This window comes from Streptomyces griseus (assembly GCF_001715295.1).
Classification (GTDB): Bacteria; Actinomycetota; Actinomycetes; order Streptomycetales; family Streptomycetaceae; genus Streptomyces; species Streptomyces griseus_G.
Genome location: NZ_MDKB01000006.1, coordinates 107,186 through 133,698 on the forward strand (window position 1 = coordinate 107,186; position 26,513 = coordinate 133,698).

At 70.7% G+C, this 26,513-nt stretch carries 21 protein-coding genes, 1 tRNA gene and 1 pseudogene; 13 read left to right on the plus strand and 10 right to left on the minus strand.

The window, feature by feature from the left end:
• Positions 1–294: 294 nt before the first annotated feature.
• Positions 295–969: a helix-turn-helix domain-containing protein gene (locus BA175_RS28180; RefSeq protein ID WP_175420948.1), complete on the minus strand. Its 675-nt coding sequence runs from the start codon at positions 967–969 to the stop codon at positions 295–297.
• Positions 970–1,244: 275 nt separating this feature from the next.
• Here BA175_RS28180 and BA175_RS28185 point away from each other — a divergent pair, with 275 nt between their 5' ends.
• Complete coding sequence (locus BA175_RS28185; protein ID WP_069174398.1) at positions 1,245–2,708, plus strand: NCS2 family permease; 1,464 nt, start codon at positions 1,245–1,247, stop codon at positions 2,706–2,708.
• 356 nt (positions 2,709–3,064) lie between these two features.
• Here the strand turns inward: BA175_RS28185 and BA175_RS28190 are convergent, their stop codons facing one another.
• The 3 genes from BA175_RS28190 to BA175_RS28200 all read right to left on the minus strand — a co-directional run bounded on the left by BA175_RS28190 (position 3,065) and on the right by BA175_RS28200 (position 6,797).
• Positions 3,065–3,481: a YeeE/YedE thiosulfate transporter family protein gene (locus tag BA175_RS28190; RefSeq protein WP_069174399.1), complete on the minus strand. Its 417-nt coding sequence runs from the start codon at positions 3,479–3,481 to the stop codon at positions 3,065–3,067.
• The gene (locus tag BA175_RS28195) at positions 3,481–4,137 is read right to left on the minus strand and encodes a YeeE/YedE family protein (RefSeq protein WP_069174400.1); all 657 of its coding nucleotides are present in this window, start codon (positions 4,135–4,137) and stop codon (positions 3,481–3,483) included. The genes BA175_RS28190 and BA175_RS28195 overlap by 1 nt, the downstream gene beginning before the upstream one ends.
• A 2,027-nt stretch (positions 4,138–6,164) precedes the next feature.
• On the minus strand, positions 6,165–6,797 hold the full coding sequence (locus BA175_RS28200) for an ATP-binding protein (RefSeq protein WP_069174401.1): 633 nt from the start codon (positions 6,795–6,797) through the stop codon (positions 6,165–6,167).
• 165 nt (positions 6,798–6,962) lie between these two features.
• Between BA175_RS28200 and BA175_RS28205 the strand changes: the two genes are divergently transcribed.
• Positions 6,963–7,877, plus strand: a complete 915-nt coding sequence (locus tag BA175_RS28205) for a helix-turn-helix domain-containing protein (RefSeq protein ID WP_069174547.1) — start codon at positions 6,963–6,965, stop codon at positions 7,875–7,877.
• Positions 7,846–7,980 (plus strand): annotated as a pseudogene (locus tag BA175_RS32070) (DUF397 domain-containing protein); the annotation flags it as partial. The gene BA175_RS28205 and the pseudogene BA175_RS32070, both read left to right, overlap by 32 nt.
• 131 nt (positions 7,981–8,111) lie before the next feature.
• Here the strand turns inward: BA175_RS32070 and BA175_RS28210 are convergent.
• Positions 8,112–9,569, minus strand: a complete 1,458-nt coding sequence (locus BA175_RS28210; protein WP_069174402.1) for an MFS transporter — start codon at positions 9,567–9,569, stop codon at positions 8,112–8,114.
• A gap of 173 nt (positions 9,570–9,742) precedes the next feature.
• Between BA175_RS28210 and BA175_RS28215 the strand changes: the two genes are divergently transcribed.
• Complete coding sequence (locus BA175_RS28215; protein ID WP_069174403.1) at positions 9,743–10,198, plus strand: MarR family winged helix-turn-helix transcriptional regulator; 456 nt, start codon at positions 9,743–9,745, stop codon at positions 10,196–10,198.
• A gap of 171 nt (positions 10,199–10,369) precedes the next feature.
• Here BA175_RS28215 and BA175_RS31345 read toward each other — a convergent pair whose 3' ends face one another.
• From BA175_RS31345 to BA175_RS28230, 3 genes are all read right to left on the minus strand, one after another.
• Positions 10,370–11,275: a cellulose-binding protein gene (locus tag BA175_RS31345; protein WP_107407666.1), complete on the minus strand. Its 906-nt coding sequence runs from the start codon at positions 11,273–11,275 to the stop codon at positions 10,370–10,372.
• Positions 11,276–11,636: 361 nt separating this feature from the next.
• Entirely contained in the window at positions 11,637–14,159 is a 2,523-nt protein-coding gene (locus tag BA175_RS28225) for an SUKH-4 family immunity protein (RefSeq protein ID WP_069174405.1), read from the minus strand.
• Positions 14,156–15,133, minus strand: a complete 978-nt coding sequence (locus BA175_RS28230; RefSeq protein ID WP_069174406.1) for an SMI1/KNR4 family protein — start codon at positions 15,131–15,133, stop codon at positions 14,156–14,158. Before BA175_RS28230 ends, BA175_RS28225 begins: the two co-directional genes overlap by 4 nt.
• A gap of 239 nt (positions 15,134–15,372) precedes the next feature.
• Here BA175_RS28230 and BA175_RS28235 point away from each other — a divergent pair, with 239 nt between their 5' ends.
• Both BA175_RS28235 and BA175_RS28240 read left to right on the plus strand, forming a co-directional pair.
• Entirely contained in the window at positions 15,373–15,897 is a 525-nt protein-coding gene (locus BA175_RS28235) for a YwqJ-related putative deaminase (protein ID WP_069174407.1), read from the plus strand.
• A 10-nt stretch (positions 15,898–15,907) separates the two neighbouring features.
• Entirely contained in the window at positions 15,908–16,423 is a 516-nt protein-coding gene (locus BA175_RS28240) for an SUKH-3 domain-containing protein (RefSeq protein ID WP_069174408.1), read from the plus strand.
• A gap of 71 nt (positions 16,424–16,494) precedes the next feature.
• Here the strand turns inward: BA175_RS28240 and BA175_RS28245 are convergent, their stop codons facing one another.
• Positions 16,495–17,811 (minus strand): sensor histidine kinase, encoded by a 1,317-nt coding sequence (locus BA175_RS28245; protein ID WP_069174409.1) that lies wholly within the window; start codon positions 17,809–17,811, stop codon positions 16,495–16,497.
• A gap of 153 nt (positions 17,812–17,964) precedes the next feature.
• Here BA175_RS28245 and BA175_RS28250 point away from each other — a divergent pair, with 153 nt between their 5' ends.
• The 7 genes from BA175_RS28250 to BA175_RS28280 all read left to right on the plus strand — a co-directional run bounded on the left by BA175_RS28250 (position 17,965) and on the right by BA175_RS28280 (position 23,684).
• Positions 17,965–18,828 (plus strand): hypothetical protein, encoded by an 864-nt coding sequence (locus tag BA175_RS28250; protein ID WP_069174410.1) that lies wholly within the window; start codon positions 17,965–17,967, stop codon positions 18,826–18,828.
• A gap of 15 nt (positions 18,829–18,843) precedes the next feature.
• Positions 18,844–18,915, plus strand: a tRNA-Gln gene (locus BA175_RS28255).
• Positions 18,916–19,024: 109 nt separating this feature from the next.
• Positions 19,025–20,473, plus strand: a complete 1,449-nt coding sequence (glmU, locus tag BA175_RS28260; RefSeq protein WP_079159854.1) for a bifunctional UDP-N-acetylglucosamine diphosphorylase/glucosamine-1-phosphate N-acetyltransferase GlmU — start codon at positions 19,025–19,027, stop codon at positions 20,471–20,473.
• A gap of 119 nt (positions 20,474–20,592) precedes the next feature.
• Entirely contained in the window at positions 20,593–21,579 is a 987-nt protein-coding gene (locus BA175_RS28265; protein ID WP_069174411.1) for a ribose-phosphate diphosphokinase, read from the plus strand.
• A gap of 189 nt (positions 21,580–21,768) precedes the next feature.
• Entirely contained in the window at positions 21,769–22,356 is a 588-nt protein-coding gene (locus BA175_RS28270) for a 50S ribosomal protein L25/general stress protein Ctc (RefSeq protein WP_069174412.1), read from the plus strand.
• Positions 22,357–22,544: 188 nt separating this feature from the next.
• Positions 22,545–23,138, plus strand: coding sequence for an aminoacyl-tRNA hydrolase (pth, locus tag BA175_RS28275; protein WP_069174413.1), 594 nt, complete (start codon positions 22,545–22,547; stop codon positions 23,136–23,138).
• Positions 23,139–23,213: 75 nt separating this feature from the next.
• Positions 23,214–23,684, plus strand: a complete 471-nt coding sequence (locus BA175_RS28280) for a hypothetical protein (protein ID WP_069174414.1) — start codon at positions 23,214–23,216, stop codon at positions 23,682–23,684.
• A gap of 54 nt (positions 23,685–23,738) precedes the next feature.
• On the opposite strand, the gene ppc is transcribed toward BA175_RS28280, so the two are convergent.
• The gene (gene ppc / locus BA175_RS28285; RefSeq protein ID WP_069174415.1) at positions 23,739–26,468 is read right to left on the minus strand and encodes a phosphoenolpyruvate carboxylase; all 2,730 of its coding nucleotides are present in this window, start codon (positions 26,466–26,468) and stop codon (positions 23,739–23,741) included.
• Between the last annotated feature and the right edge of the window lie 45 nt (positions 26,469–26,513).

The window sequence follows — 26,513 nt, forward strand, 5'->3', positions numbered from 1 at the left end:
GGGTACCACCGCCATGGCGGTGGCGGCTCCGGTACGGGTGTCACCGGCTCAGGTGCGCTGCCCCGGCGCAGCAAGGGGGGCGCGACCGGCGCGGGCACGACCGGCGCGGGCGGGTGGCGCGGGCGGCTGGCGCCGTGCCGTTGCGCGCGTCCGGGCGAACACGGGGGCTCCCCCGCGTCCCAGGGGAAGCGGGCTCCCCGCCCAGGACCGGCTGCGCGCCTCCGGCGCCGGGATGATCCCGCCGGGCGCCGCCCCGCCGGCCACGTCTGTCACCCCAGGGCGCAGGCGGGGCGGCTACTCCGGCAGGTAGGCCCAGAAGTGGTCGACGATCTCCTCGAGGTAGCGCCGCCCGTCCTCACCGGAGGCGGTGCTGCCACCGGCCCGGCTGAGCGTGGCGGCCATGAGGGCCTGGTACTCGTGGTACATGGCGTCCAGCGGCTCGTGCAGTTCCTTGCGGTCGACGGAGATGAGCTTGGCGATGGCGCGGACGTGCGCCTGCCACCGGGTGGAGACGGCTTCGGTGAGCAGACGGGCGAGTTCGCCCTCCAGCCCGGTGATGGCGATGAAGTCGCGCGGGGGGAGGCTGAGCAGCGTGCCGAGTTTCGCGGACTGCCGCTTGTCCCCGGCCCACCAGCCCGTCTCCTCCATACGGACGTAGACGTCGAGAGGCAGGCCCGTACCGCGTGCGACGTCCTCGGGGGCGATCCCCCGGGCGATGCGGTGTTCGCGCAACGTGCGGGGCCTCCCCATGAGTTCGCGGGGATGACACCACAACGCACCTGCCAGTGCGGCGAGTTCGACGGCGTCGGGCATGGCTGTGCCGCGTTCCCAGGCAGCCACGTGCTCGGGCGTGACGTGAGCCGTCCCGAAGGAGGACCGCATGCCGTAGGCGACGTGGCCGTGAGCCATCCCGAGCTTTTCGCGCAGGGCCTGGGCAGCGCGCGCGTTGAAGGGAAGTGGAGGGTGCACGCACAGAACGTAAGGGGAGCGTCACCGGGAAATCCATGGCCCCTGTCCTCTGCATCACGGTTTGGCGCAATAGATCACCGGCGATTCCAGAGGATTCGACAAACGCCCCGGGAGCCATTAACTCAGGCTCCTGCAAAGGCACTTGCTGCTCGCACACTCGCACGTATGATCCGCTCGCAAGGCGCCGCATGTGTGTTCGCACAACTGCCCTCCCCTGTTTCGGGCAGCGGCGTCCTTCCCCGTCCCCATTCGTTGCAGGTCCAGGAGACACCGTGATGCATCCCAGCGAGACCCAGACGGCCGACACGGCCGAGACGGCCGAGACACCACCGACCAGATCCGGCGGTGGCCTCGACCGGTTCTTCCACATCACCGAGCGCGGATCGAACTACGCCCGTGAGGTACGCGGTGGTTTCGCCACCTTCTTCACCATGGCGTACATCCTCGTACTCAACCCGATCATTCTCGGTGGCGCGAAGGACAAGTTCGGCGAGCAGCTGGACACCGTCCAACTGGTGACCGCGACGGCCCTCGTGGCCGCGGTGATGACCCTGATCATGGGTGTGGGCGGAAACCTGCCGCTCGCCCTGGCCGCGGGTCTGGGCCTCAACGCCGTCGTCGCCTATCAGGTCGCCCCCCTGATGGCCTGGGACGACGCCATGGGTCTCATCGTGCTCGAGGGCCTGCTGATCTGTGTCCTGGTGATGACCGGGCTGCGCGAGGCGATCATGTACGCCATCCCGCAGGCCCTCAAGCAGGCGATCAGCGTCGGGATCGGCCTGTTCATCGCCTTCATCGGTTTCGTGGACGCCGGGTTCGTCACCCGCATCCCGGACGCCGCGGGCTCCACGGTCCCCGTACAGCTCGGCACCGGCACCCTCACCGGCTGGCCGATGCTCGTCTTCTGCCTGGGCGTGATCCTCACGGTCGTCCTGCTGGCGCGCAAGGTCAAGGGCGCCATCCTCATCAGCATCGTGGTGATGACCGTCCTCGCCATCGTCCTCGACTCGCTCGCCGACATCACGTCCTGGGGTCTGACCGCCCCCGCGCTGCCCGACAACCCCGTCGCCGCACCCGACTTCGGACTCCTCGGCCAGTTCGACCTGCTCGGCTCGTTCGGGCAGATCAGCGTCCTGACCGTCGTCCTGCTCATCTTCACGCTCATCCTGTCGGACTTCTTCGACACGATGGGCACCGTCGTCGGCGTCACTGCCGAAGCCGGACTGCTCGACGAGCGGGGACAGGTGCCGGGCCTCGGTCGGGTCCTCCTCATCGACGGTGCCGCCGCGGTCGCCGGAGGCGCCGCCTCCGCCTCGTCCGCCACCACCTACATCGAGTCGGCCGCAGGCGTCGGAGAAGGCGCCCGCACCGGTTTCGCCAACCTGATCACGGGCGGCCTGTTCGCCCTCGCCCTCTTCTTCACGCCCATCCTGACCATTGTGCCCATGCAGGCCGCGTCGCCCGCCCTCGTCGCCGTCGGGTTCCTGATGATGACGCAGGTCAAGCACATCGACTGGGACCGCTACGAGTTCGCGGTGCCTGCCTTCCTCACCATCGTCGTGATGCCGTTCACCTACTCGATCACCAACGGCATCGGCGCCGGCTTCATCGCCTACGTCATCATCAAGGCGTGCCTGGGCAAGGCCCGCGAGGTGCACTGGCTGCTCTGGGGTACCGCGGCGCTCTTCCTCGTGTACTTCGCCATCGACCCGCTGGAACAACTCCTCGGCACCAAGTAACACCCTCACCCGCCGTCGCCCGGCCCGATCCCGTCACGTACGGGACGGGGCCGGCCGACGGCGGACGCGCGTCCTCCCGGACGGCCCGCGGCAGGGCCCCGGAGGCGCAACCCGCGCCGGGCCTTCCGCGCCGTGGGCGGGACGCCCCCGCACGGAACACGGAAAAGGCCATCCGTGGTCGTGCTCGGTGAGCGCGACCACGGATCGCCTTGCACCGCCGAAGCGGACGGGATGTTCGTCGAGGGACACCGTGAGCGCCGGTCGCGGAGACCATGCCCCGGGAAACCGGCCGGCCACCGTCCGCGCCCGGCCGGAGGGCCTCGACGGAGCACCCGGGGCCGGCGGGGCGTGCCGGCTCACATGCCGCAGGAGCCGCTGTCCAGAGGGAAGTACCGGGAGCCGGCCCAGCGGCACAGCCGCATACCGAGGGCGATGCCCAGGATGGTGACCACGGCGGGCAGGTACCCGCTGGCGACCTGGATGATCGGGATCGCCGGGCACCCGCCGGAGATCGCCCAGCCCGTACCGAACAACACCGCGCCCGGGATCACGCCGGCGTGGATGCGCCCAGGGGTACGGCGGACCCGCAGCAGAGCGAACACACACACGATGATCACGACCGCGCCCGCGAAGGCGAGAAACATGCGCAGGTCCTGGAAGGTGAACATGCGGTTCAGCTCGGCGTAGTCGCCGAAGCCGATGTTGGTGACGGTGAAGCCGAGGGCCAGTCCCGTGAGGATGTTGGCCAAAAGGATTGCGCCCCGGGTACGCATCAGATCACCTTCCACAGCAGGAACGACACCGCGACGGCGGTACCGAAGAACACGGCGGTCGCGACGATGCTGACCGGCTGGAGCCGGCCGCAGCCGCTGAGCCCGTGGCCCGAACTGCAGCCACCGGCCAGTCGGGTACCGAAGCCGACCAGTATCCCTCCCAGGAACAGCAGGGCGATCATGGTCGGCTGATCGGCGGTGACCAGGTCCCGGAAGCCCGGTCCCATGTCGTAGCGGAGCTGGAACCGCCCGGAGACGAGCGCGGCGACCAGTCCGCCGAGGAATATCGACACCAGCAGGGCGGCCTGCGTGACCAGCGGGGCCGGACGCCGGCCGGTGACCGGGAGGTCCCCGTCCGCCACCGGCTCGACGCGCGGGGACGGCGGCTGCGCCGCACCGTACGGCGCCTGCGGCGGGGGGAACGCGCCGGGGGCCGGCCCGAAGTGCTCGGCGGTGGCGGCGGCGAGCGCCTCGGCGAGCGCACGATCGTCGCCGAACTCCTCGTCCATCTGCTCGAGTCGGCGTTCTCTGCGCCAGTGCAGCACCCGGTCCCAGGCCGACGAGACCCCGAAGGACCGGTCGGTGATGAGGGTGTAGACGATGGTGACCAGAGCGAGCCCGACGGCGCCCGCCCACCAGGGCCAGTAGGAACTCATGCGGGACCTCTCATCCAGTTCGCGAGCCGGGCCCACCAGCCGAGCTTCGTCGTCTGCTGCGTGCGTCGGGCCGACCGGCCGGTGGGCGGCGGTGAAGCGTGCGTGGGTGCCGGCTGATGCGGCTGGTGCTGCCAGGCGGGACTCGGCGAGGGTGGTACGTCGTGCCAGGCCGCGGCCCGCGGTGCCGCGGTCCAGGCTTCCGCCGGCTCAGGCGGTCTGGCCTCCGCCGGCCGGTCCCAGGAGGCGGGCTCCGGCGACCACGGTTCGGACCGCGGCGCCTGCCGCTGTGCCTGACGGGGCGTCCGACTCGGGTCGGCCCCGACGGACCGGTCCCCGACGCCGTCGCTTTCCAGATGCCGCGCGCGGGCTCCGTTGGGCAGCAGACTGATGGGCACCCGCTCCCCGGTGAGTGACATCTTGTAGCGCGCACAGTCCTGCCACTGACTCGAGCTGTCGCAGTAGTAGTCCCGCCAGCCTTGTAAACTCGCCTTGAGTAGGGGGAAAAGGGGACATGTTGCGGCATGCGAGCAACCCACGTTACTCCCTTCCGATCGGCGTGCTCTGCCCATGGGGGTAAGCGGTTGCCGTCCTTTGGTTCCGGCCTGGGCCGCCTTGCGATCGCACGCACCGGACGCCCCCCGGACCTGCCCTTCGGGCAGACGACGCCAGTTTCGAAACAGGGCCTGGCCGCGCCTCGTTGACGATCCGAGCGTCGAGGGAAATGCGGGCGCGGCGTCACATTGCGACTTTCCGCCACACGGTCAGGCGTGATGCAATCATTTTTCCGACGCCCGAAGCAACTCAGGAAATCGCTCAATCCCCCGCAAGACGCACGGTGTCGCTAAAACCGGCCCCGTCAGTTTCCGGCCAGATATGCCATGCCGGGTCGGGCCCACTGTCTCCCATGTCCGGATAATCACGACCGGCGGAGAGGCCGCCCCGGTCACGATCCGTCGATGCGATCCGTAGAGCAACGCGATTCCAGCACGTGTGAAGAGGGTGCGAATGTTGAAATGAGTTGTGGCGATGACATGAATGTTGCAGACGTGAAATGAAGATGCCTAAGGGCTGTCCCGCATTTCCCGGTGGATCAGCGTGCGGCGTCGGATGCGGGGCATCGCAAGGCGGAGGAACGTCCGCATACTGGATGTATGGGGACGTTCCGACAACGCGGCGAGGTGCCATAGCTGACGCCGCGCGCCCGCCGGGAAGTGCGGGACAGCCCCCAGGAGGGGAACGACGCGCCGACGCACCGTCTGCCCGACCTGCCGAAAGCTGACGTACGACGGGTGCGGGCAGCACGGGGAGGACGAGTTCGCAGACGTGCCGTCGCCTCAGCACTGCACATGCGGGGACGGCGGAGCACGGAAAGGTGCGCACCAGGCCCCCGAAGGTGACGGCCGACCTGCCAAGGGGCGGCCGATGGACCCGGCGCGTCGATCGGGCGAAGCACCCGGCATGAGATGACGAGTGGAAAGGGCGGGCGACTGCGCTCTTTGCGGGGACTTCGGATCACCTACGTCGGAAATCACGCCACGAATGGCGCCCGATGGCCGTTTTCCGTACAACGGCCTCCTGACTGATCGCGCCTGAGGCGGCCCGCCGCATACGACCTTCACCGACGTGCCCGGCCTCGCCGGGAGCCGGGTCACCACCGGTCCCGATAAGGCCTCGTCGAGCACGGAGCACAGCCAGGAATGGGCGGTCGACATCGTGACCGGGAACGCCGGAGTCAGCGATTTCCCGTCGTGATCGAGCCACTGGGTGGTGGAGCGGCTCTTCGAACGCTGCGGTTTCCGGCAGGACTGCCCGGATCGGCGGAGCGACCCGGTCGGGACGGGCATCGGCCATGTCCGACCGCTCGGGGCGCCGCCGGCGTTGTTCCCCCTCCGGGTTCACGCGGCACGGCCGGAGAACGGTATGCGCCGGATTCCTTGCCGTTCACCTCGGCAGCCGATGTGCGTCCCGAACGGTCCCCGGTACGGGCCGGAGACCGCTCCCGGCGACGGGCCGCGGAAGCCACGCGGTCAGCAGGGCGGTGGCACCACGTCACCGGCCGCGACCCAGCCGCCCGGGGCGCATACCGCGACGACCCCACCACCCTCTGCGCGTACCTGATCAGCGGTTTCACGCGTGCGTACGGGCGGACCCACCAGGCACTCGGCCCACACCGTCTTCCCCGCGGGCGGCCGGGGGTCGGCCCCCCAACGCGCGGCGAGCACTCCGACGAGGACCAGTCCCCGCCCCGACTCCTCGTCGTCGGCGGCCCCGGCGGGAGCGAGCGGCGGCAGTTCGGGGGAGGTGTCGGAGACCTCGACCCGGATGTGCCGGACGTCCACCTCGTGGATCACGCTGAGGAGAAAGTTCCGGCCATGGGCCCCGCCGTGACGAACCGCGTTGGCCGCGAGCTCGGCCACCACCAGAGCGACGGTGCAGGAGACGTCCTCCGCCGGCGGAAACCCCCATTCCTCAAGGTGCCTCACGGCTGTCCGCCGCGCGGACCGGGCACCGCGCGCGGTGGACGTGAACTGCATGGAGAAGAAACGCCGTCGCCCTTCCGGGAGTCCCGCCGCGACCTGCCCCTCCCTCCACGTGCCGTCGGACTCCCGGTCCGAGCCGTCGTCCGGCACGTTCCCCGTCTCGAGCATGGTGCGGTCCATCCGTCCTGCCGTTCCTCACTCATCCCGCAGAGTGCGGAATCCACTACGTTCCGCAATCAAGAGTCGACGGTCGCGCCTACGCTTGGAAGGTGATGAAGCATTACCTTCCCGGTCGTAAGCAGAGAAAGCGACGCCATGGTCAAAGCGATCGACCCCCAGGACTCGATGGCCGCACTGTTCGGATCACGCGTGCGCAGGCTCCGCACGGCGGCCGGGCTGACGCAGGCGGAACTGGGCCGGATGACGCACGTCGTGAGCACCCGGATCACCCAGATCGAGCGGTCCTCCGGAGCCAGGCCGACACTGGAACTGGCACACGCCCTGGACGCCGCTCTGGTGGCGGACAACCTGCTGATCGACCTGTGGCCGTACGTCTACCGGGAGGCGTTCCCCGACTGGGCACGGGCGTTCATGGCCCATTCGGCGCGGGCGGTGGCGATCAGGCAGTACGCGGCCCACGTGGTGCCGGGGTTGTTGCAGACCGAGGCTTACGCGCGGGCGGTCCTGGGCGTCGGCCGCACCCTCAAGAACGAAGAACATCTGGAGGAGAGACTCGCGGCACGACTGGACCGCCAGAAACGCCTGCACGCCGCCGACCGCCCCGAGTTGTGGGTGGTCCTCGACGAGGCGGTGCTCCGGCGCCCGGTGGGTGGCCCGGCTGTCATGCGAGCCCAACTGGCCCGGCTGCTGGCCACGGCGGAGGAACCCCACATCACCGTGCAGGTGCTGCCGTTCGCGCAGGGTGAGCACGATGCCCTGGGCGGCTCCCTGACCGTTCTCGTCCTGCCGGACGGCACAGAAGTCAGCTACACGGAGGGTGCCCACTACGGCCAGTTGATCGAGGATCCGGAGGAAGTCAGACGCTTCACAGTGACTTACGATCGGCTCCGGGCGGCTGCGCTGCCCCCTCGCATGTCACTCGACATGATCCGATCCGCGATGGAGGACAACCACCGTGAAGCGAGTGTCCCGTCTCGATCTGACCGACGCAGCCTGGCGCAAAAGCAGCTACAGCAATCAGGAGGGGGGCGACTGCGTACAAGTAGCGGACGGATTCCCCGGCGTCGTCCCCGTCCGTGACAGCAAGAGGGCCGACGGCCCTGCGCTGGCTTTCACCGCGACCTCCTGGACCTCGTTCATAGGCGAGTTGAAGCAGGACCTCCGCTTCCGTCCCGACCGGTAGCCGTCCGCTTCGAGAGGCACGTGCGGGGGCGCGGGGGCTCCGGCCCGTCCTGACAGCAGGCCGTCCGGCGTCCCGCCCCTCGCGGGGCCGGAGCCGGACGGCCGGACGCGCCGTGCGGGGACGGGCGGCTGTCAGCTCGTGGCGGTGGCCACCTCCGGGGCGGCGGGCTCGTCCGCCTTCCCGCCGGCTGTCAGGGACGTGCGGACGGCCGGGATGAACGAAGCGATCAGCGCGGCGACGAGGGCGACACCGCAGCCGAACATCAGGCCGGTACGGAACCCGTCCTCGGAGGTGAGGGTGAAGCCGCCCGTCGTGGTGGTCATCCGGGAGAGGACCGCGCCGATCACGGCGGCGCCGACCGAGGTACCGAGCGAGCGCATGAGGGTGTTGAACCCGTTGGCCGCGGACGTCTCGGACGCCGGTACCGAGCTCATGATCAGGGCGGGCATCGCCCCGTAGGCGAGGCCGACGCCGCTGCTGCTGACCATGAGGAAGAGCATCAGGCCCCAGGCGCTGCCCATGAGTACGATCCCGAGTCCGTAGGCGGCGGCGATGACCAGTACCCCGCAGACCAGGGTGAACTTGGGGCCCCGGGCGTCGGTGAGCTTCCCGCCGAGCGGGGAGATCAGCATCATCATGACGCCGCCGGGTGCCATCCAGAGGCCCGCGGCGAGCATGGACTGGCCCAGACCGTAACCGGTCGCCTCCGGGAACTGCAGCAGCTGCGGGGCGATCAGCATGCCCGCGTACATGCCGAAGCCGACGAAGAGCGACGCGATGTTGGTGATGAGCACCCGGGGACGGGCCGTGGTGCGCAGATCGACCAGCGGGTCCTCGGTACGCAGTTCCCAGAGTCCCCAGACGAGCAGCACCACGACGGAGGCGACGAACAGACCGATCGTCGTCGTGGAGGCCCAGCCCCAGTCGGCGCCCTTGGAGACGGCGAGCAGCAGACAGACCAGGCCCACGGCGAGACCGAGGGCGCCGGGAACGTCGAAGCGCTGGCCCCGGGCTCCGGCCGGAACCTCCGGGACGAGGAACCGGATCAGCGCGCAGATGGTGAGGGCGAGGGCGGCGGAGCCCCAGAACAGCACCCGCCAGTTCGCGTACTGGGCGACCGCCGAGGCGATCGGCAGGCCGAGTGCGCCGCCGATGCCCATGGAGGCGCTGACCAGGGCGATGGAGGAGCTCAGCTTCTCCTTCGGTACGACGTCACGCAGCAGGGAGATGCCGAGCGGGACCATGCCCATGCCCATGCCCTGCAGTCCGCGGCCGACGATCATCGGGACCACGGAGGACGACAGGGCGCACACCACCGAGCCCACGACCAGCGGGACCGAGCACACGAGCAGCATCCGGCGCTTGCCCAGCAGGTCGCCGAGGCGTCCGGAGATCGGTACGCACACCGCCGCGACCAGCAGCGTGACGGTGATCACCCAGGCGGCGTTCGAGGACGACGTGTGCAGGATCTGCGGCAGCTCCGCGATGAGCGGGGTGACCAGGGTCTGCATGATCGCTGCCACGGTGCCGGCGAAGGCCAGGGTGGCGACCACACCACCTGATCGGGCTGTCGGCTGAGGGTCATCCATGAAGGGGGCTCCTAGAAGATCGTCTGTTCATAAAACCGAACGGCGCTGTGCATCGTACATGTCCATTGCATCATGCATGCGATGTGTTCCTTACATACTCTGTGGGATCATGGGACGGGACCCCCGGCATCGGAAGCGAGCCGGCCCCGTCCGAGAGCAGGAGGCGACACCCCATGGCCAGGCCCACCTACGAGGTCGAGTACGAACAGATGCTGCTCGGGCGGCACGAACTCGCCTACCACCGGGGCGGACGCCACAGGAGCCACCTGCTGGAACGGAGCACCTACATCCTGCTCAGCCGCATACGGGTCCAGGGGCCGATGTCCATCGGCGAACTGAGCGACGCCTTCGGCCTCGACGCCTCCACCCTCAACCGGCAGACCGCCGCCGCGATGCGCGCCGGACTCGCCGAGCGGATCGCCGACCCCGAGGGAGGCATGGCCCGCAAGTTCCGCATCACCGAGAAGGGCGCCCACCTGCTCGACGAGGAACGCGAGCGCGTGGTCCGGTCGCTGGACCGGGTCATGCGGCACTGGCCGGACGAGGACATCGCCGCCTTCGCCGGCTACCTCAAGCGCTTCAACACCGACATCGAGCACCTCTCCATGCGGCCCTGGCCCCGCCCCTGACACGCCCCGGCACCGCACGCCACCGGGAGCCGCCCCCCGGAGTACACCCGCCAGAACCCCCCGGGCCCCGCGCACCGCGCGCGGGCACCCCACCGCCTCCCCCGGGCACCCGCCGTCCACCCCGCCGGCCCCACCCGCTCCCCCCAGGTCCGCCGACGCCCCGCAAGGCCGTCAGTCCCCCGCCGGCTCCCGGTCCGGCACCGGGCGCCCCGTCAGCGCCGCCAGCGAGTTGCGCACGTGCGCCATGTGCGCCTGCACCTCCTCGCGACCCTCCTCGTGCTCCCGCAGGATCCGCTCCGTCTCCCGGACCACCCGCTCCTCGGCCACCCCGGCACCCGCGAGCAGCTCCGCCGCCCGCGCCTCGGCGTCCTCCTGACCGTGCCGGGCCGCCTCCTCCGCGTCCGCGAGCTCCCGCCTCGCACCCGCCAGCAACGCCTCACCCCGAGCCGTCAGCTCCGCCTCACGCGCCGCCACCGCGGCCTCGGCCGCCGCGATCTCCGTGTCCGCGGCCTTCGCCCGCTCGGCGTGCTCCTGCTCCTGATGGGCCAGCACACCCGCCGTACGCCGACGCGTCTGCGCCCACTGCTCCTCCGCCTCCGCGCGCACCCCGTCGGCCTCCCGGCGCGCCTCGGCCACCAACGCCCCGGCCGCGTCCCGCGCCTCGGCCAGGACCTCCTCCGCCTGCGCCTCGGCAGCCGCCCGTACGGCCCCCGCCTGCTCCCTCGCCGCGTCACGCGCCGCCCGGCCCGCCGCGTCCGCCGCGTCCCGCAGCGCCTGCGCGTCCTCCAGTGCCGCAGCCCGGGCCGCCTCGGCCTCCGCCTCCGCGAGCGCCAGGATCTCCCGCGCCCGCTCCCCCAGCGAGACGAACGTCTGCGGTGCGAGTGAGGCCACCACCTCACGCAGCCGCGCCGCCTCCGCCGTCAGCTCCTCCGCCAGGGCCGTCAGCCGGGACAGCCGCTCCCCGGCCTCCTCCCGCTCCGCCGTCAGCGCGGCCACCGCACGGTCCACCTGCTCAGGACGGTAACCACGCCCCCGTACGCCGACGAAACCGTGCCGGGACAACGGTCCACCACTCATCCCTGAAGCCCTCTTCTCCCGCTCTCCGACCACCCGACCATCGAGCAATACGCCAAGGATGCGGCAATTGGCCCGGAAGTCGGAATCGATCAGCCGCTTTCAGGACGGAAGCGACCGGCGTCACACGCCGACGCCCGGCCCCTTCCCGGGACCGGGCGTCTCAGAACCTGTCGGGCGACCTCTCACGGGACGGCCACGCCCTGGCACGCACACGTCCGGCGTTGCCGGCCTGCCCCGGCAGCTCCGCCACCAGGGCAGGCCCGACGCCGGAAGCGCGCCCCCGTGCCGCGTCCGGTACCGGCCGAAGGTCCCCCCGACAACCTCGTACGGATCACGGCCTCTTACGCACCACGCGGCCGGATCAGAGCAGCCCGTCCCACATCTGCTCCAGCAGGACCGACCACCAGCTCTCCGGGGACGCCAGCGCCGCCGGGTCGAGCGCCGCCAACTGCGCCTGGAAATCAACCGTCCAGCGACCCGCCTGCTCCGGATTCAGCCCGAACCTCAGCCGCCACATCCGGCCCAGCAGCGCCATCGACCGCACGAACTCCGGCAGACCCGTGTTCACGAACTGCGGCGGCACCGGCTGCCCACCCGGCCCCGCCTCCACCGGAACGGCCACGATGTTCGCCGTGCCGTACTGCACACAGACCGCCCGGCCGAAGTCGGACCCCATCACGAGGTACGAACCCGCGTCCGAGGCCGGCTGCACCTGACGCTGGGCCGCCAACTCGGCCAGCGTCGGCACCACGGGATGACCCGGCTGCGCCCAGAAGAACGGCCCGAAGTCGGCCGGCAACCCCGCCCACACCAACGTCCGCGCCACGGACTCCGGCACACCCTGCCGCGACACCGCCCGCTGGTCGAACCGCAGCACGCCCTGAGGACCGAAAGCCCCCAGCATCTCCTCCGCCAGGGCCTCCGGCGGCAACGCCGGCGCCGGCGGCACCTGCGGCAGCGGCGCCCGCACCGGCGCCGGACGCGCCGGACCGTCGGCGACCTGGTGCAGCTCACCCTGGTGCGCCAGCAGGTGCTGCATGCCCTGCTGCCTGCTCGCATGGTCGGTGCCGTACGGAGCGACGCTCGTGATCCGCACCTGCGGCCAGGTCTCCCGGATCATGCGCGCGCAGTAACCGCCGGGCAGCTCGCACGACTCGAGCTCCGTGTGCAGCTCGATGACCTGCTGCGGCGGCACGTTCATCGCCCGCAACTCGTGCAGCATCTGCCACTCCGGATGCGGAGTACCCGGCGCCGAACGGCGGATCAGCTGCTGCTCGCTGCCGTCGGGAGCACGGAAGCGCAGCACGGCCTGGTACCCCGGACCCACCATCGGCAGCCCCGACGGCTGCTGCGGGTAGCCGTACGCGGGAGGCGGCGGCGTGTGCGGTCCCGGCATCCCGGGAGGACCCGGAGGGCCGGGCGGCCGGTGCGCACCCGGGCCGCCCTGCGCCGGACCCGCCAGCATCGTGGCGGCATGGTGCACCCCGCCACCGGGCGGCGGCGGAGAACCGGGCGGACCCGGAGGGGCCGGCGGGCCGGGAGGCGGTGGGGCCCCAGGACTCCCGGGCGGACCGGGCGGACCGGGAGGAGCGGGCGGGCCGGGCGGACCCGGAGGCTGCGGGGCGCCCGGGGCGCCGGGCGGACCCGGAGGGCGCGGCGCGTTCGGGCCACCGATGCTCGCGTCGGCGAACATCGTCGCCGCCTGGTGCATCCCGCCGCCCGGAGGCGGCGTGCCACCGGGAGGCGCGGGCGGACCGGGAGGCGCGGGCGGGCCCGGGGGCTGCGAAGCACCCGGAGCGTCCGGAGACCCGAGCTGCGAGACGAGCTGCGTCGGGAGGTACCCGCCCGCCGGAGAACCGGGCGCGCCCGGACCCGAAGGCGGCGGGGTCGCACCCGGCCGGAGACCCGGCGTGCCCGGCGCACCCGGCGGCGGCGGAGTGGCCGGACCGCCCCCGCGCGCGCCACGCGGCGGCACGGTGGCCTTGCTCGTGGCGGCGTCCGCGAGGTCCTGCGCCCCGGAAGCGGCACCGTCACCGGCGGGCGTGCCCGATGCGGGCGTACCGGAGCCCCCGGCCGCGGCGGGCGCGCCCGGTCCACCGGGCCGGGCGTCCAGCCCGGGGACCACGGCGGTGCGCGGCAGCTGACTGCCCCCCGACATCAACGCCGTGGGCGCCTCCGCCGACACGACCGGCGGCGGGGCCTCGTCGTCGTCCGACCCGGACAGCGGCGGCGCGAACACCGTCGCCGGCAGCGGCACACCGCCGTCGTCCGTTCCCGCGTTGGTGTCCGTACCCGCCCACGGCGTCGCGTCCGCGGGCACACCGTCCGACGCCGTGGGCTCATGACCGGGCTGCCCGCCCGCAGCCGGCCACGGAGTCGCTCCGGAGGCCGGGCCGGACCCGGAAGCCGCCGAAGAAGCAGACTCCGGGGCGGCGGCCGGCGCCGGACCGGGAGCCGGAACCCGGCCCGACGGCGCATCCGCCTCCCCGCTGCCATCCGGAAGCCCCAGCTTGTCCGCCGCCTCCTGAAGCCACTCCGGCGGACTCAGCAGGAACGACGTCTGATGCAGATCGATACGCTCCGGCGGCTCCGCCGCAGCCGACGCCACGGCAACCGAGGACCCGTACTCCTCCTCGTACCGCCGGACCACCTCACCCACCGGCAATCCCGGCCACAACGTCGCCTCACCGCTGTCACGGGCGATCACCAGCCGCTGGCGGCCCCCGTCCGAAACAGGTCCCTCCGCCCGGTCCTCGGCCCACACCACGAAACCGAGATCGAATTCACGGACCCGCACCTCACGGTGCTGATACGCGGGCACGTCACCGTTGACCCACTCGTCCGCCCGCTCCTGCGCCTGCGCGAAGGTCACCAACGCGCTCACCCCTCCACCGGGACGGCACGCGCGAAGCCACCGTCCACCATCAGGTTCGCCACCGTCTCCAGCTCCGGCGGATTGCCCGCGAGACGCAGGAGGAAAGCATCGAAGTCCTCACCGCACGGCAGCATCAGCCGCTCCACACGCTCCTGCACACCCCAGCCGTCCCGGTCCCGCGCGTCGTCGTACGCACAGAACCACACCGACCCCACACCGGCACCCCGCACCTTCACCGCGACAATGCCGCCCTGGACGAAAGCCACGCCCAGATAGTCCTTGGTGAAGTGATCCCGCAAACACTTGTTCACATACACCAGGTCGTTCACAGCGGCCTCCTCGCGCACCGTGAAGAACGGCTGGTCGACCAGAAGACCGAGCTCCGCATCCAGAGCCGCCCCCACCGGAGCCGACCCGCCGGCCGCCTTCAGGAACGAGCGGTACGCACCCGGCAACCGATAACCCAGATCCTCCTCGACCCCCTGGACCTGCTCCTCGCCCACCGCCACAGCACCCTTCGGCAACCGGAAATGCGCCGGCCGCGTCTCCTGCAACGGCCGCGTACCCCGCCGATCCTGGTCCACGGAGGCCGTCGCCAACCCACCGTGGTGACGCAGCAACGCCTTCACCCCCACGGGCACCAACTCCATCCGCCGGCCACCGGCCACGTGATGCCACGTCCAGCCGTGCGGAGTCGCCACCGCCGGAATCGTGTCCCACAACTCATGACCGCTCGCCGCCAAGGCAGCATTGGCCGACACGTAATCCGTCAACCGCAACTCGTCGACCCCGAACCCCGGAGGAGGATCGGCGATCTCCGCAGCGGCACGCGCGTACGGCGAAAAATCCGGATAACCATCCCCGTCCACCCGCACACCCCTCGGGTGACGGGACGCCCGGACCGGATCCGGGAAATGCACGACCTGCCCGGCGTAGGCCGCGTTCGGTGGCGCGACGTGCTGCCCGAGCCGACCTGTCGTCATGGCGGTTGCCCCCTGCTGCGTCCGGTGTTCCGCACAGCCTATGCGGTGCCGCACCAACGACCCCCGCCCCCGCACCACCCCTCACACAACGTCACCACCACGTGACGGGCACACGACGACCCGACCGCCGAACCGCGACACGCAGACACACTTTCCCCGCCCCAGCTTCCCCACCACCCTGCACGTTTGGCAGGCTGTCCCCCGCAACTCGGGGGATTGCAGGGAGGGAAGTCAGCACCATGCACACTGCACAAACAGTCACGTCCGGAGACCCACGTCTCAGCTGGCGCGCCACCGAGCTCAGCCCCACGCCCCGGCTCCACCACCGCCGCGACGGCATCCTGCCGGCCGTGGCCGCAGCACTGTCCGTACGCGGCGAGACACTCACCTGCACCGCAGGCAAGGGCGACCAGCCACCCGTCCTCCACCCCCTCGTCCAGGACTTCCTCGACACCCTCACCAGCAGCCAACGCGAACGCTTCACCGGCCGCTGCCCCGAAGCCATACTGCTCTCCCGGCACCTCACCTCCGCCGACAGCAGCCGCTCCAAACGCGCCCGGCGCAAACCACTGACCAACGGCGAAGCCCGCCGCGCCCTCAAACACTCCCGGCTCACCGCCCGCCACATCCGCGAGGACGGCGACCCGCTCCACGGCAGCTACGCACCCCCCTGCCGCTCCTGTACGGCGATGCTCTCCCACTTCGGCGTACGCCCCGTCGACCTCACCACCCCCGGTGCGTCGACCACCGCCGAGAAGGGCTGAGCACCACGCCATGCACGACCGAGCCGCCGTACCCGCCCAGCAGGACCACACCGCCCCCCGGTTCCCCGCACCCCTCGACGCCGCCCTGCGCGAAGCCGGCTGGCAACCAGGACGCTGGGACATCCGCCAGGCCGAGGAATGGGCCGACGCCCTACGCGGCCACACCTCACCCGCCGGCCACCAGCACGCCGTCTTCCCCGCAGCCGTCGAAGCCTGGGCCGAATTCGGCGGCCTGCACATCACCGCCTCCACCCCGGGCCGGCAGATCGCCCCGGCCGCCGTACACATCGACCCCCTGAACGGCCTCCACCTCGCACGCACACTCCGCGACCTCGGACGCGCACTCGAGACCGAAGTGGCACCACTCGGCAAAGAAGGAAACGGACAGGCCGTCCTCGCCATCGACATCCAAGGACGCGTCTACTCCATCGACCACACCGGCGACTGGTACCTCGGATCCGACATCGACCGCGCCCTGGAGACACTCCTCACCGGAGTACAACCGGAGCGCCTCACCTCCGCCTGAACAACGCCCCCACCCCACCCCCGCACACCCCCAGCACCACCGGGCCGCTCACCCGACGCCGGCCACCCCCCTCACGCCGCCACCCCAGCATCCGGCAGCACCGCCGACACCCGGAAACCACCCGCCTCCGTGGGCCCCGACACGAACACACCCCCGAGCCCCAGAACCCGCTCCCGCATCCCCACCAGCCCGTTCCCCCCGCTCGGCAGACCCGCATCCGCCGTGACCCCGTCCGTCGGCCCGTTCTCCACCTGCATCGCGACCTCCGCACCCCGGTGCGCCAGCCGCACCCACGTCCTGGCACCCGCCGCATGCTTGTGCACGTTGGTCAACGCCTCCTGCACCACCCGGTACGCCGTCTGCTCCACCTCGGGCGCGTACGGGCGCAACTCGCCGACCACGGACAACTCCACCGTCATCCCGGCCTCACGGGACTGCGCCACCAACGCCTCCACCTCACACAGGCGGGGACCGTCCTCCGACGCCACCACCGCCGCAGCCGCCACCCGCCCCACCGAAGCCAGCGGCACCCGCCCCGCCCCCGGCACCACCGCCGCGTCCCCGCTCCGCAGCACCCCGAGCATCTCCCGCAGCTCCGTCAGCGCCTGCCGCCCCATGTCACCCACCAGGGCGGCATTACGCACCGCCTTGGCCGGATCCTTCGGCGCCACCGCCTGAAGCGCCGCCGCGTGCACCACCATCAGGCTGACCCGGTGCGCGACCACGTCGTGCATCTCCCGGGCGATCCGGGTCCGCTCCTCCGTGCGCGCCCACTCGGCCCGCTCCTCGGCCCGGTCGGCGAGCAGCGACAGCTCCCGCTCCAGCGAGTCCGCCCGCTCCCGCAGGCTCTCCATGAGCCTGCGCCTGGCGCCGATGTACAGGCCCAGGAGCACGGACGGCGCCGTCAGCCCCAGCGACATGAGGAGGGACACGACCGGGACGTACCAGACACCCGGCCCGAAGTCGGCATGGGCGTCGAGGCTCTGCCGCAGCCGGACGTAACTGACGAGGAACGTCCCGACGAGCGTCATCCCCGCCAGCGCGACGGTGATCCTGCGCGGCACGTCGGACGCGGCGAGTGTGTACAGGCCGACGAGCGCCATCAGGAAGCCCATCTCGGCGGGCGTCGTCGCTATCGAGACCAGCACCACGGCGATCGGCCAGCGCCTGCGCAGCAGCAGCACCGATCCGGCCACCAGCCCGAAGAGCACCCCGAGCGGCACCGGCAGCCCGGTGTCCCCGGCGAACTCCACCCCCTCCAGCGCGCACTCCAGCGCCGAGAAGAGCGCCAGTCCCACGTCCAGGGCGACACTGCGCCGCCGCTCCCACCACCAGTAGCCGCGGGTGGTCGATCCCGCCGCCTCCCGGTCTGCCCCCGTTGCGGTCATGGCATCCAGCCTACGGGCGGGCGCATCCCGTTTTCCGGAGAGTCCGGCAGCACGGAAGACGACGGCATCCGCGCAGAAGCGCGAGATCCCACGATCCGGTGAACGGGGTGAGGTTCCCCCACAGCCGTCCGCATTGCGGGTCATCGTGTTCGCATGACGCATGCCACAGGCAAGTACGCGGATTTCGAGGGTCTCCGCGAGAAGGCGCTCACGCTCCGACGGGAGGGGTTGAGCCGACGACAGATCCGCGACCGGCTCTTCGTCGACAACAACGACATCCTGAACCGGCTCCTCCAGGGCGAGCCCGCTCCGGAGTGGACGAAGCGCCCGAACGCCAAGGACGACCTGCGCGCGAAGGCCCGGGAGCTCCGGCTCCAGGGGATGACCTACGACCAGATCCAGGTGGAGCTGGGGTGCTCGAAGAGTTCGATCTCACTGTGGGTGAGGGATCTGCCGAAGCCCGAGCGCAGCCGGTCGGCGGTGGAGCAGGCACGCATCGCAGGCCGACTTCGCTGGGACCATGAGCTTGCGGTGCGTGATGCGGAACGACAGCGGACGAAGGCAGCCGCCCAGAAGGATGTCGGCGCCATGACAGACCGGGACCTCCTCCTCCTCGGCGCGACCCTCTACTGGGCGGAGGGCTCCAAAGACAAATCGTATGACCGGCGCGAAACGGTCACTTTCATCAACAGTGATCCAGGGGTGATCGAGGTCTACCTCGCGTGGCTGGCGCTCGTCGGAGTCGATCCGGACCGCCTGCGCTACCGGCTGATGATTCATGAGACCGCAGATGTCCGAGCCGCCGAGCGCTACTGGGCGGACCTGGTCGGCGTGGACCCCTCGGCCTTCCAGAGGACGACACTGAAGAAGCACAGCCCGAAGACTGTACGGAAGAACGTGGGGGACGGCTACCGGGGATGTCTCATCATCCGCGTGTCCCAGGGCGCCGAGTTGTATCGTCGAATCGAGGGTTGGTGGCACGGCATCGTGGATGAGGCCCAACTCCGGCTCAGGTAGGGTCTGACGCGTTGGTCCGCCGTGGGGTAGCGGCATCCCGCAGGCCTTTGGAGCCTTGAGACGCTGGTTCGAATCCAGCCGGCGGAGCCCATGCATCCGGGCCCCGACCTCACCGGTCGGGGCCCGCACGCGTTTCGGCCGTAAACGCCCCCGGTATCCTGCGGATGTCCATCACCCGAAGCCGAAGGGCATATCCGTGAGCGTCCCCTCCCCGGCCGCCGTCGTCGTCCTCGCAGCGGGTGAGGGCACCCGCATGAAGTCGAAGACCCCCAAGGTCCTCCACGAGATCTCCGGGCGCTCGCTCGTCGGACATGTCGTCGCCGCCGCCCGCGAGCTGGACCCCCAGCACCTCGTCGTGGTGGTCGGTCACGCGAGCGAGCAGGTCACCGCCCACCTCTCCGGTGGGGACGTGCCCGTGCGCACCGCCTACCAGGCCGAGCAGAACGGCACCGGGCACGCCGTACGCATGGGGCTGGAGGAGCTCGGCGGCGTCGTCGAGGGCACCGTCGTCGTCGTCTGCGGGGACACCCCGCTGCTCTCCGGCGAGACCCTCGCCGCGCTCGCCGCCACCCACACCGCGGACTCCAACGCCGTCACCGTGCTGACCGCCGAGGTTCCGGACGCCACCGGCTACGGCCGGATCGTCCGGGACGCGGCCACCGGGGCGGTCACCCAGATCGTCGAGCACAAGGACGCGACCGTCGCGCAGCGCGGGATCCGGGAGATCAATTCCGGGGTGTTCGCCTTCGACGGGCGCCTGCTGAGCGATGCGCTCGGCAAGGTGCGCACCGACAACAGTCAGGGCGAGGAGTACCTCACGGACGTGCTGTCGATCCTGCGGGAGGCGGGTCACCGGGTGGGTGCCTCGGTCGCCGGTGACCACCGGGAGATCCTCGGCATCAACAACCGGCTCCAGCTGGCCGAGGCGCGGCGGCTGCTCAACGAGCGTCTGCTGGAGCGCGCGATGCTGGCGGGTGTGACGGTGGTGGATCCGGCCTCCACGCTGATCGACGTGACGGTGACGTACGAGCGTGACGCGGTCGTGCACCCGGGGACGCAGTTGCTGGGCGCGACGCACCTGGCGGAGGACGCCGAGGTCGGGCCGAACGCGCGGCTGAGAGACACGGTGGTGCGGGCGGGTGCCCGGGTGGACAACACGGTCGCGGACGGGGCCGAGGTGGGGCCCGGGGCGACGGTCGGCCCGTTCGCCTATCTGCGGCCGGGGACGCGGCTTGGCGCGGGGTCGAAGGCGGGGACGTACGTGGAGATGAAGAACGCCACGATCGGGGAGGGCACCAAGGTTCCGCATCTGAGTTACGTCGGCGACGCGACGATCGGCGACCACACGAACATCGGTGCGGCGAGCGTCTTCGTCAACTACGACGGGGTGGCCAAGCACCACACGACGATCGGGTCGCACTGCCGGACGGGCTCCGACAATATGTTTGTGGCGCCTGTCACGGTCGGGGACGGCGTGTACACGGCTGCCGGGTCGGTGATCACCAAGGACGTGCCGGCCGGCTCACTGGCCGTGGCGCGGGGCCAGCAGCGGAATATCGAGGGCTGGGTGGCGCGGAAGCGTCCCGGCAGCGCGGCTGCTCAGGCGGCTCAGGCGGCCGTCGAGGAGGCCGGCGGCGAAAGCTGACCGGAAACAGGCGCGCCCCAAGCGGCGTACCGTGATAGATGCTCACCCATTTCGGCTGGCTCGTCGCAGATCGGGACTCCTGCGCGTGGGGCCAGATACACGTCTGAGGAGACTGTGCTGTGACCGGGATCAAGACGACCGGCGAGAAGAAACTGATGCTCTTCTCCGGCCGCGCCCACCCCGAGCTGGCCGAGGAGGTCGCACATCAGCTGGGTGTCGGCCTCGTGCCGACGAAGGCCTTCGATTTCGCCAACGGTGAGATCTACGTGCGGTTCCAGGAGTCCGCCCGTGGTGCCGACTGCTTCCTGATCCAGAGCCACACGGCTCCGATCAACAAGTGGATCATGGAGCAGCTCATCATGCTGGACGCGCTGAAGCGTGCGTCCGCCCGGTCGATCACGGTGATCGTGCCGTTCTACGGCTACGCCCGCCAGGACAAGAAGCACCGTGGCCGGGAGCCGATCTCGGCGCGGCTGATCGCGGATCTGATGAAGACGGCTGGTGCGGACCGCATTCTCACCGTCGACCTGCACACGGACCAGATCCAGGGCTTCTTCGACGGCCCGGTGGACCACCTGTTCGCGCTGCCGATACTGGCCGATTACGTGGGGGCCAAGGTCGATCGCTCGAAGCTGACGGTCGTGTCGCCGGACGCGGGCCGGGTGCGGGTGGCCGACCGTTGGTGCGACCGTCTGGACGCGCCGCTGGCGATCGTCCACAAGCGCCGCGACAAGGACGTGCCGAATCAGGTCAGCGTCCACGAGGTCGTCGGTAACGTCGAGGGCCGGGTGTGCGTCCTGGTGGACGACATGATCGACACCGGTGGCACGATCTGCGCCGCCGCCGACGCCCTGTTCGCGCACGGTGCGGCGGATGTCATCGTGACCGCGACGCACGGGGTGCTGTCCGGGCCCGCCGCGGACCGTCTGAAGAACTCCAAGGTGAGCGAGTTCGTCTTCACGGACACCCTGCCGACGCCGGGTGAGCTGGAGATCGACAAGATCACGGTGCTGTCGATCGCGCCGACGATCGCGCGCGCGGTGCGTGAGGTCTTCGAGGACGGCTCGGTGACGAGTCTCTTCGAGGAGCAGGGCGACGGCGCGTAGCGCGGTGGCGGTCGCCTGCGGGTGATCGACTTTGGGTGCGGCCTCCCCGGCGGGTAGACTCAGTGAGTTGCTCGGCGAGGGAGGCCGTACCTGTGGGTGCGGTGGTCCGTTATCGACGCGCTCTTCGTAGCAGGCCTGTCGTGGGCCGGGTGACCGTCAGTCGTCTTTTCACCTTACGAGGAGTGCATCATGGCCGAGATCAAGCTCGCCGCAGAGATCCGTACCGAGTTCGGCAAGGGCGCTGCCCGCCGTACCCGTCGTGCCAACCTGGTTCCCGCGGTCGTCTACGGTCACGGTGCGGAGCCGGTCCACATCACGCTGCCGGGTCACGAGCTGCTTCTGGCGCTCCGTACGGCCAACGTGCTGATCGGTCTGGAGATCGACGGCAAGAACGCGCTGGTCATTCCGAAGGCCGTTCAGCGCAACGCGATCAAGGGCAACATCGAGCACGTCGACCTGCTGACCGTGACGCGCGGCGAGAAGGTCGAGGTCGAGGTCGCGGTGCACGTGGAGGGTGACCTGGCTCCCGGTGGCAACCTGCTCGAGTACGTCCAGAACACGCTGCTGGTCGAGGCCGAGGCGACCCACATCCCCGAGTCCGTGACGGTCTCCGTCGCGGGCCTGGACGCCGGTGACTCGATCCTGGCGAAGGACATTCCGCTGCCGTCGGGTTCGGTGCTGGCCGGTGACGAGGACGCCGTTGTGCTCCAGGTCGTCTCGGCGCAGGTCGAGGAGCCGGCCGGCGAGGGTGCCGAGGGCGAGGGCGCGGAGGCCTGAGCCTCGCCCCACCTGCTTCACTGACGGGGTGGCGGTTCCCTTCGGGGGCCTGCCGCCCCGTTTGCCGTACGGGGGCGCGGGTGCGTGTCCGGTTCGCCGTAGGCGGGGGCGCGTGCGTGTGCCCTGTGTACTTCCTGTATCCGCAGTATCCGCATCTGATGTCCGTACCGCGAGGAGACCGAGCAGAGATGTCCGACGCCACCGACCCCTGGCTGATCGTGGGCCTCGGGAACCCCGGCCCCGAGTACGCGGCGAACCGGCACAACGTGGGGTTCATGGTCGCCGATCTGCTGGCGGAGCGGGTGGGTGGGAGGTTCAAGCGTGCGCAGAAGGCGCAGGCGCAGGTCGTGGAGGGCCGGATGGGTCCGCCGGGGCCGGCGAGTCGGCGTGTGGTGCTGGCGAAGCCGATGTCGTTCATGAACCTGTCCGGGGGGCCGGTGACCGCGTTGCGGGATTTCTACAAGGTGCCCTTGGACCATGTCGTGGCTGTGCACGACGAGTTGGACATCGATTTCGGGTCGTTGCGGCTGAAGCTGGGTGGCGGTGACAACGGGCACAACGGGTTGAAGTCGATGACGAAGGCGATGGGTCCGGATTATCACCGGGTGCGGTTCGGTATCGGCCGGCCGCCGGGGCGGATGCAGGTCGCGGACTTCGTGTTGAAGGACTTCTCGGGCTCGGAGCGCAAGGAGTTGGCGTATCTGGTGGACCGGGCGGCCGATGCGGTGGAGTCGTTGCTGGCGGAGGGGCTGGAGCGGGCCCAGTCGACCTACAACTCCTGACTTTCCTGCTGGTTCCTGGGCGTTTTCCGGCGGTGGGTTGACCGGGGGTGCGGCTCTACCCGAGGATCGGCGCCCATGAAGCGGAGTTCCTCCCACCGGCTGTTGGCCCACGGCCGTTCGTTCGTCGCGGGCTGTGTGGTGGTCCTGTTGCTGGTCGCGGGCGCCTGGACGTCGTGGGACACGGCGCATCACGTCGTGCTGGCGGCGGGTCGTGAGCACGGCACGATGGCTGTGACGGGTTGTGGTGAGGACGTGTGTTCGGGGTCGTTCGCGCCGGACGCGGAGTCGCGGGAGCGGGCCGGGGTGACGATCGCGCGGTCCGTCGCGGTGCGCACGGGTGATCGGTTCCCCGTGGTGGTGAAGCCGGGGACCGGCGAGGTGGTGCGGACGGGGACGGCGGGGCTTCTGCACGCGTGGGTGCCGTTCGGCGGGGCTCTGGTGCTGGCGGCGTTCCTGATCGGTGGCGGGCTGCGGATGACGCGTACGGCGTGGGGTGCGGGGTTGGCGGGTGCGGTCCTGCTGGGGGCGACGTTCTTCGCCCTGTGACTGGACCGCACCCGCTCGCGTGCGCGCCGGTGCGCCGCGGGTGCCCGGGGTGGGTCAGCCGGTGTTGCGGAGGCCCGCCGCGACTCCGTTGACGGTGAGCAGGAGGGCGCGGGCGAGGAGGGGGTCGGGTTCTTCGCCGCGTTCGGCCGCCTGGCGCTGGCGGGCGAGGAGGGACACCTGGAGGTAGGAGATCGGGTCCAGGTAGGCGTCGCGGATGGCGAAGGTCTGCTGGAGTACGGGGCTGGTGTCGAGGAGTTCCGTGCCGCCGGTGACCTTGAGGACTTCCTGCACGGTGAGGTCGTGTTCGGCCTGGATGACGTCGAAGACGTGCTTGAGCTCGTCGGGGACGAGGGTGTCGACGTAGTGCCGGGCGATGCGCAGGTCGGTCTTGGCGAGGGTCATCTCGACGTTGGAGATGAAGTTGCGGAAGAAGTGCCACTGTTCGTGCATTTCTTCCAGGACGGTGTCGAGGCCGGCTTCGCGCAGTGCCTTGAGGCCGGAGCCGACGCCGAACCAGCCGGGGACGATCTGGCGGGACTGGGTCCAGCCGAAGACCCAGGGGATGGCGCGCAGGCCGTCGAGGGAGACGCCGGAGCCGGGGCGGCGGGAGGGCCGGGAGCCGAGGTGCAGGTCGGCGAGCTGGTCGACGGGGGTGGAGGCGAGGAAGTACGCGGGCAGGTCGGGGTCTTCGACGAGCTTGCGGTAGGCGTGGTGGGCGGCGTCGGAGACGGTGTCCATGGCGGCGTCCCAGCGGGCCAGGGCTTCGTGGGACTGGCGGGGTGCGGTGTGCAGGGCGGAGGCCTGGAGGGTGGCCGCGACGGTGAGTTCGAGGTTCTCGCGGGCGAGGGCGGGGATGAGGTACTTGTCGGAGATGACCTCGCCCTGTTCGGTGACCTTGATCTCGCCTTCGAGGGTGCCCCAGGGCTGGGCGAGGATCGCGTCGTGGGAGGGGCCGCCGCCGCGGCCGACGGTGCCGCCGCGGCCGTGGAAGAGGCGCAGGCGTACGCCGTAGCGGTGGGCGACGTCGCGGAGCCGGCGCTGGGCGCGGTGGATCTCCCACTGGGAGGTGGTGATGCCGCCGAACTTGGAGGAGTCGGAGTAGCCGAGCATGACCTCCTGGACGTCGCCGCGGAGTGATACGAGGCGCCGGTAGGAGGGGTCGGCGAGCATGGCGTCGAGGATGACGTCGGCGGCCTTGAGCTCGTCGGTGGTCTCCAGGAGGGGGACGATGCCGATCTTGGCCCAGCCTCCGTGGAGGTCGATGAGTCCGGCTTCCCGGGCGAGGACGGCGGCGGCGAAGACGTCGTCGGCGCCCTGGCACATGGAGATGATGTAGGACTCGATGACCTCGGGGCCGAAGCGTTCGAAGGCCTGCTTGATGGTGTGGAAGACGCCGAGGGTCTTCTCTCCGGCGGCGTCGAGCGGGGCCGGGGTGGGGGCGAGGGGGCGGCGGGAGCGGAGTTCCTTGGCGAGGAGCTTCTGCCGGTAGTCGCGGGGCATGTCGGCGTAGCGCCAGGATTCCTCGCCGAGCCGGTCGAAGAGCTGGCCGAGGGCGTGGTGGTGGGCGTCGGCGTGTTCGCGTACGTCCATGGTGGCGAGCTGGAGGCCGAAGGCGGCGAGGGTGCGGATGGTGCGGTCCATGCGGCCGTCCGCGAAGAGTCCGCCGCGGTGTTCGCGGAGGGAGGTCTGGATGAGGACGAGGTCGGCGATGAGTTCCGCGGTGCCGAGGTAGTCGCAGCCGGGGCGGTGGGGGGTGCCGGAGGCGAGGCGCTCGCGGGTGTTCACGAGCTTCTGGCGGATGCAGGTGGCCTTGAGCCGGTAGGGCTCCTCGGCGTTGAGCCGCTTGTAGCGGGGGCTGATCTCGGGGAGGCGTTCGAGGTCGGTCTGGAGGGAGGTGAGGAGCTCGTCGGTGGCTCCGGTGTAGCGGATGGAGTTGGAGAGCAGTCCGCGCAGGTGGTCGATGAGTTCGAGGGCGTCGGTGATGCCGTGCTCGTGCTGGAGGATGAGGACGTCCCAGGTGACGGCGGGGGTCACGTTGGGGTTGCCGTCGCGGTCGCCGCCGATCCAGGTGCCGAAGGTGAGGGGGCGGGTGCCTGCGGGGAGTTCGACGCCGACGCGCTCGAGTTCGGCGGCGAGGTCCTCGAGGACGTCGCCGACGGCGTCGGCGTGGAGTTCGTCGAGGTAGTAGATGGCGTTGCGGGCCTCGTCGGCGGGTTCGGGGCGTACGACGCGGAGTTCGTCCGTCTGCCAGATGAGGTCGATGTTCTCGGCGAGTCGCAGGTCCTGGCGGCGGCGGTCGGCCTCGATGACGGGGGTTTCGAGGAGTGCGGCGATGCGGCGGAGCTTGTTGAGTACGGAGCGGCGGGCGGCTTCGGTGGGGTGGGCGGTGAAGACGGGCCGTACGTTGAGGTTCTTGACGGTCTCGCGCAGGTGGTCGGGGTCGGCGTCCTTGAGGCGGTCGGCGGTGCGGGCGAGGAGGCCGCCTTCGGCGGCCCGGCGGTCGCGCATCTCGTGGGCGCGGTGGACCTGCTCGGTGACGTTGGCGAGGTGGAAGTAGGTGGAGAAGGCGCGGACGAGTTGTGCGGCGGTCTCCAGGTCCGTGTCGCCGAGGAGCTCGGCGGCGGCTTCGCCGTCGGTGCGGGTCAGGGCGCGGACGCGCTCGACGAGGTCGAGGAGTTCCTGCCCTTCCTGGCGTACGAGGGTCTCACCCAGCAGGTCGCCGAGGCGGCGGATGTCCGCGCGCAGTTCGGTGCTGGCGGCGGGGGTCTGGTCGGCACTGCTCACAGTGTGCGGCTCCTTGCAGTGGTTGAGCACTTCTGTCACAGGGGG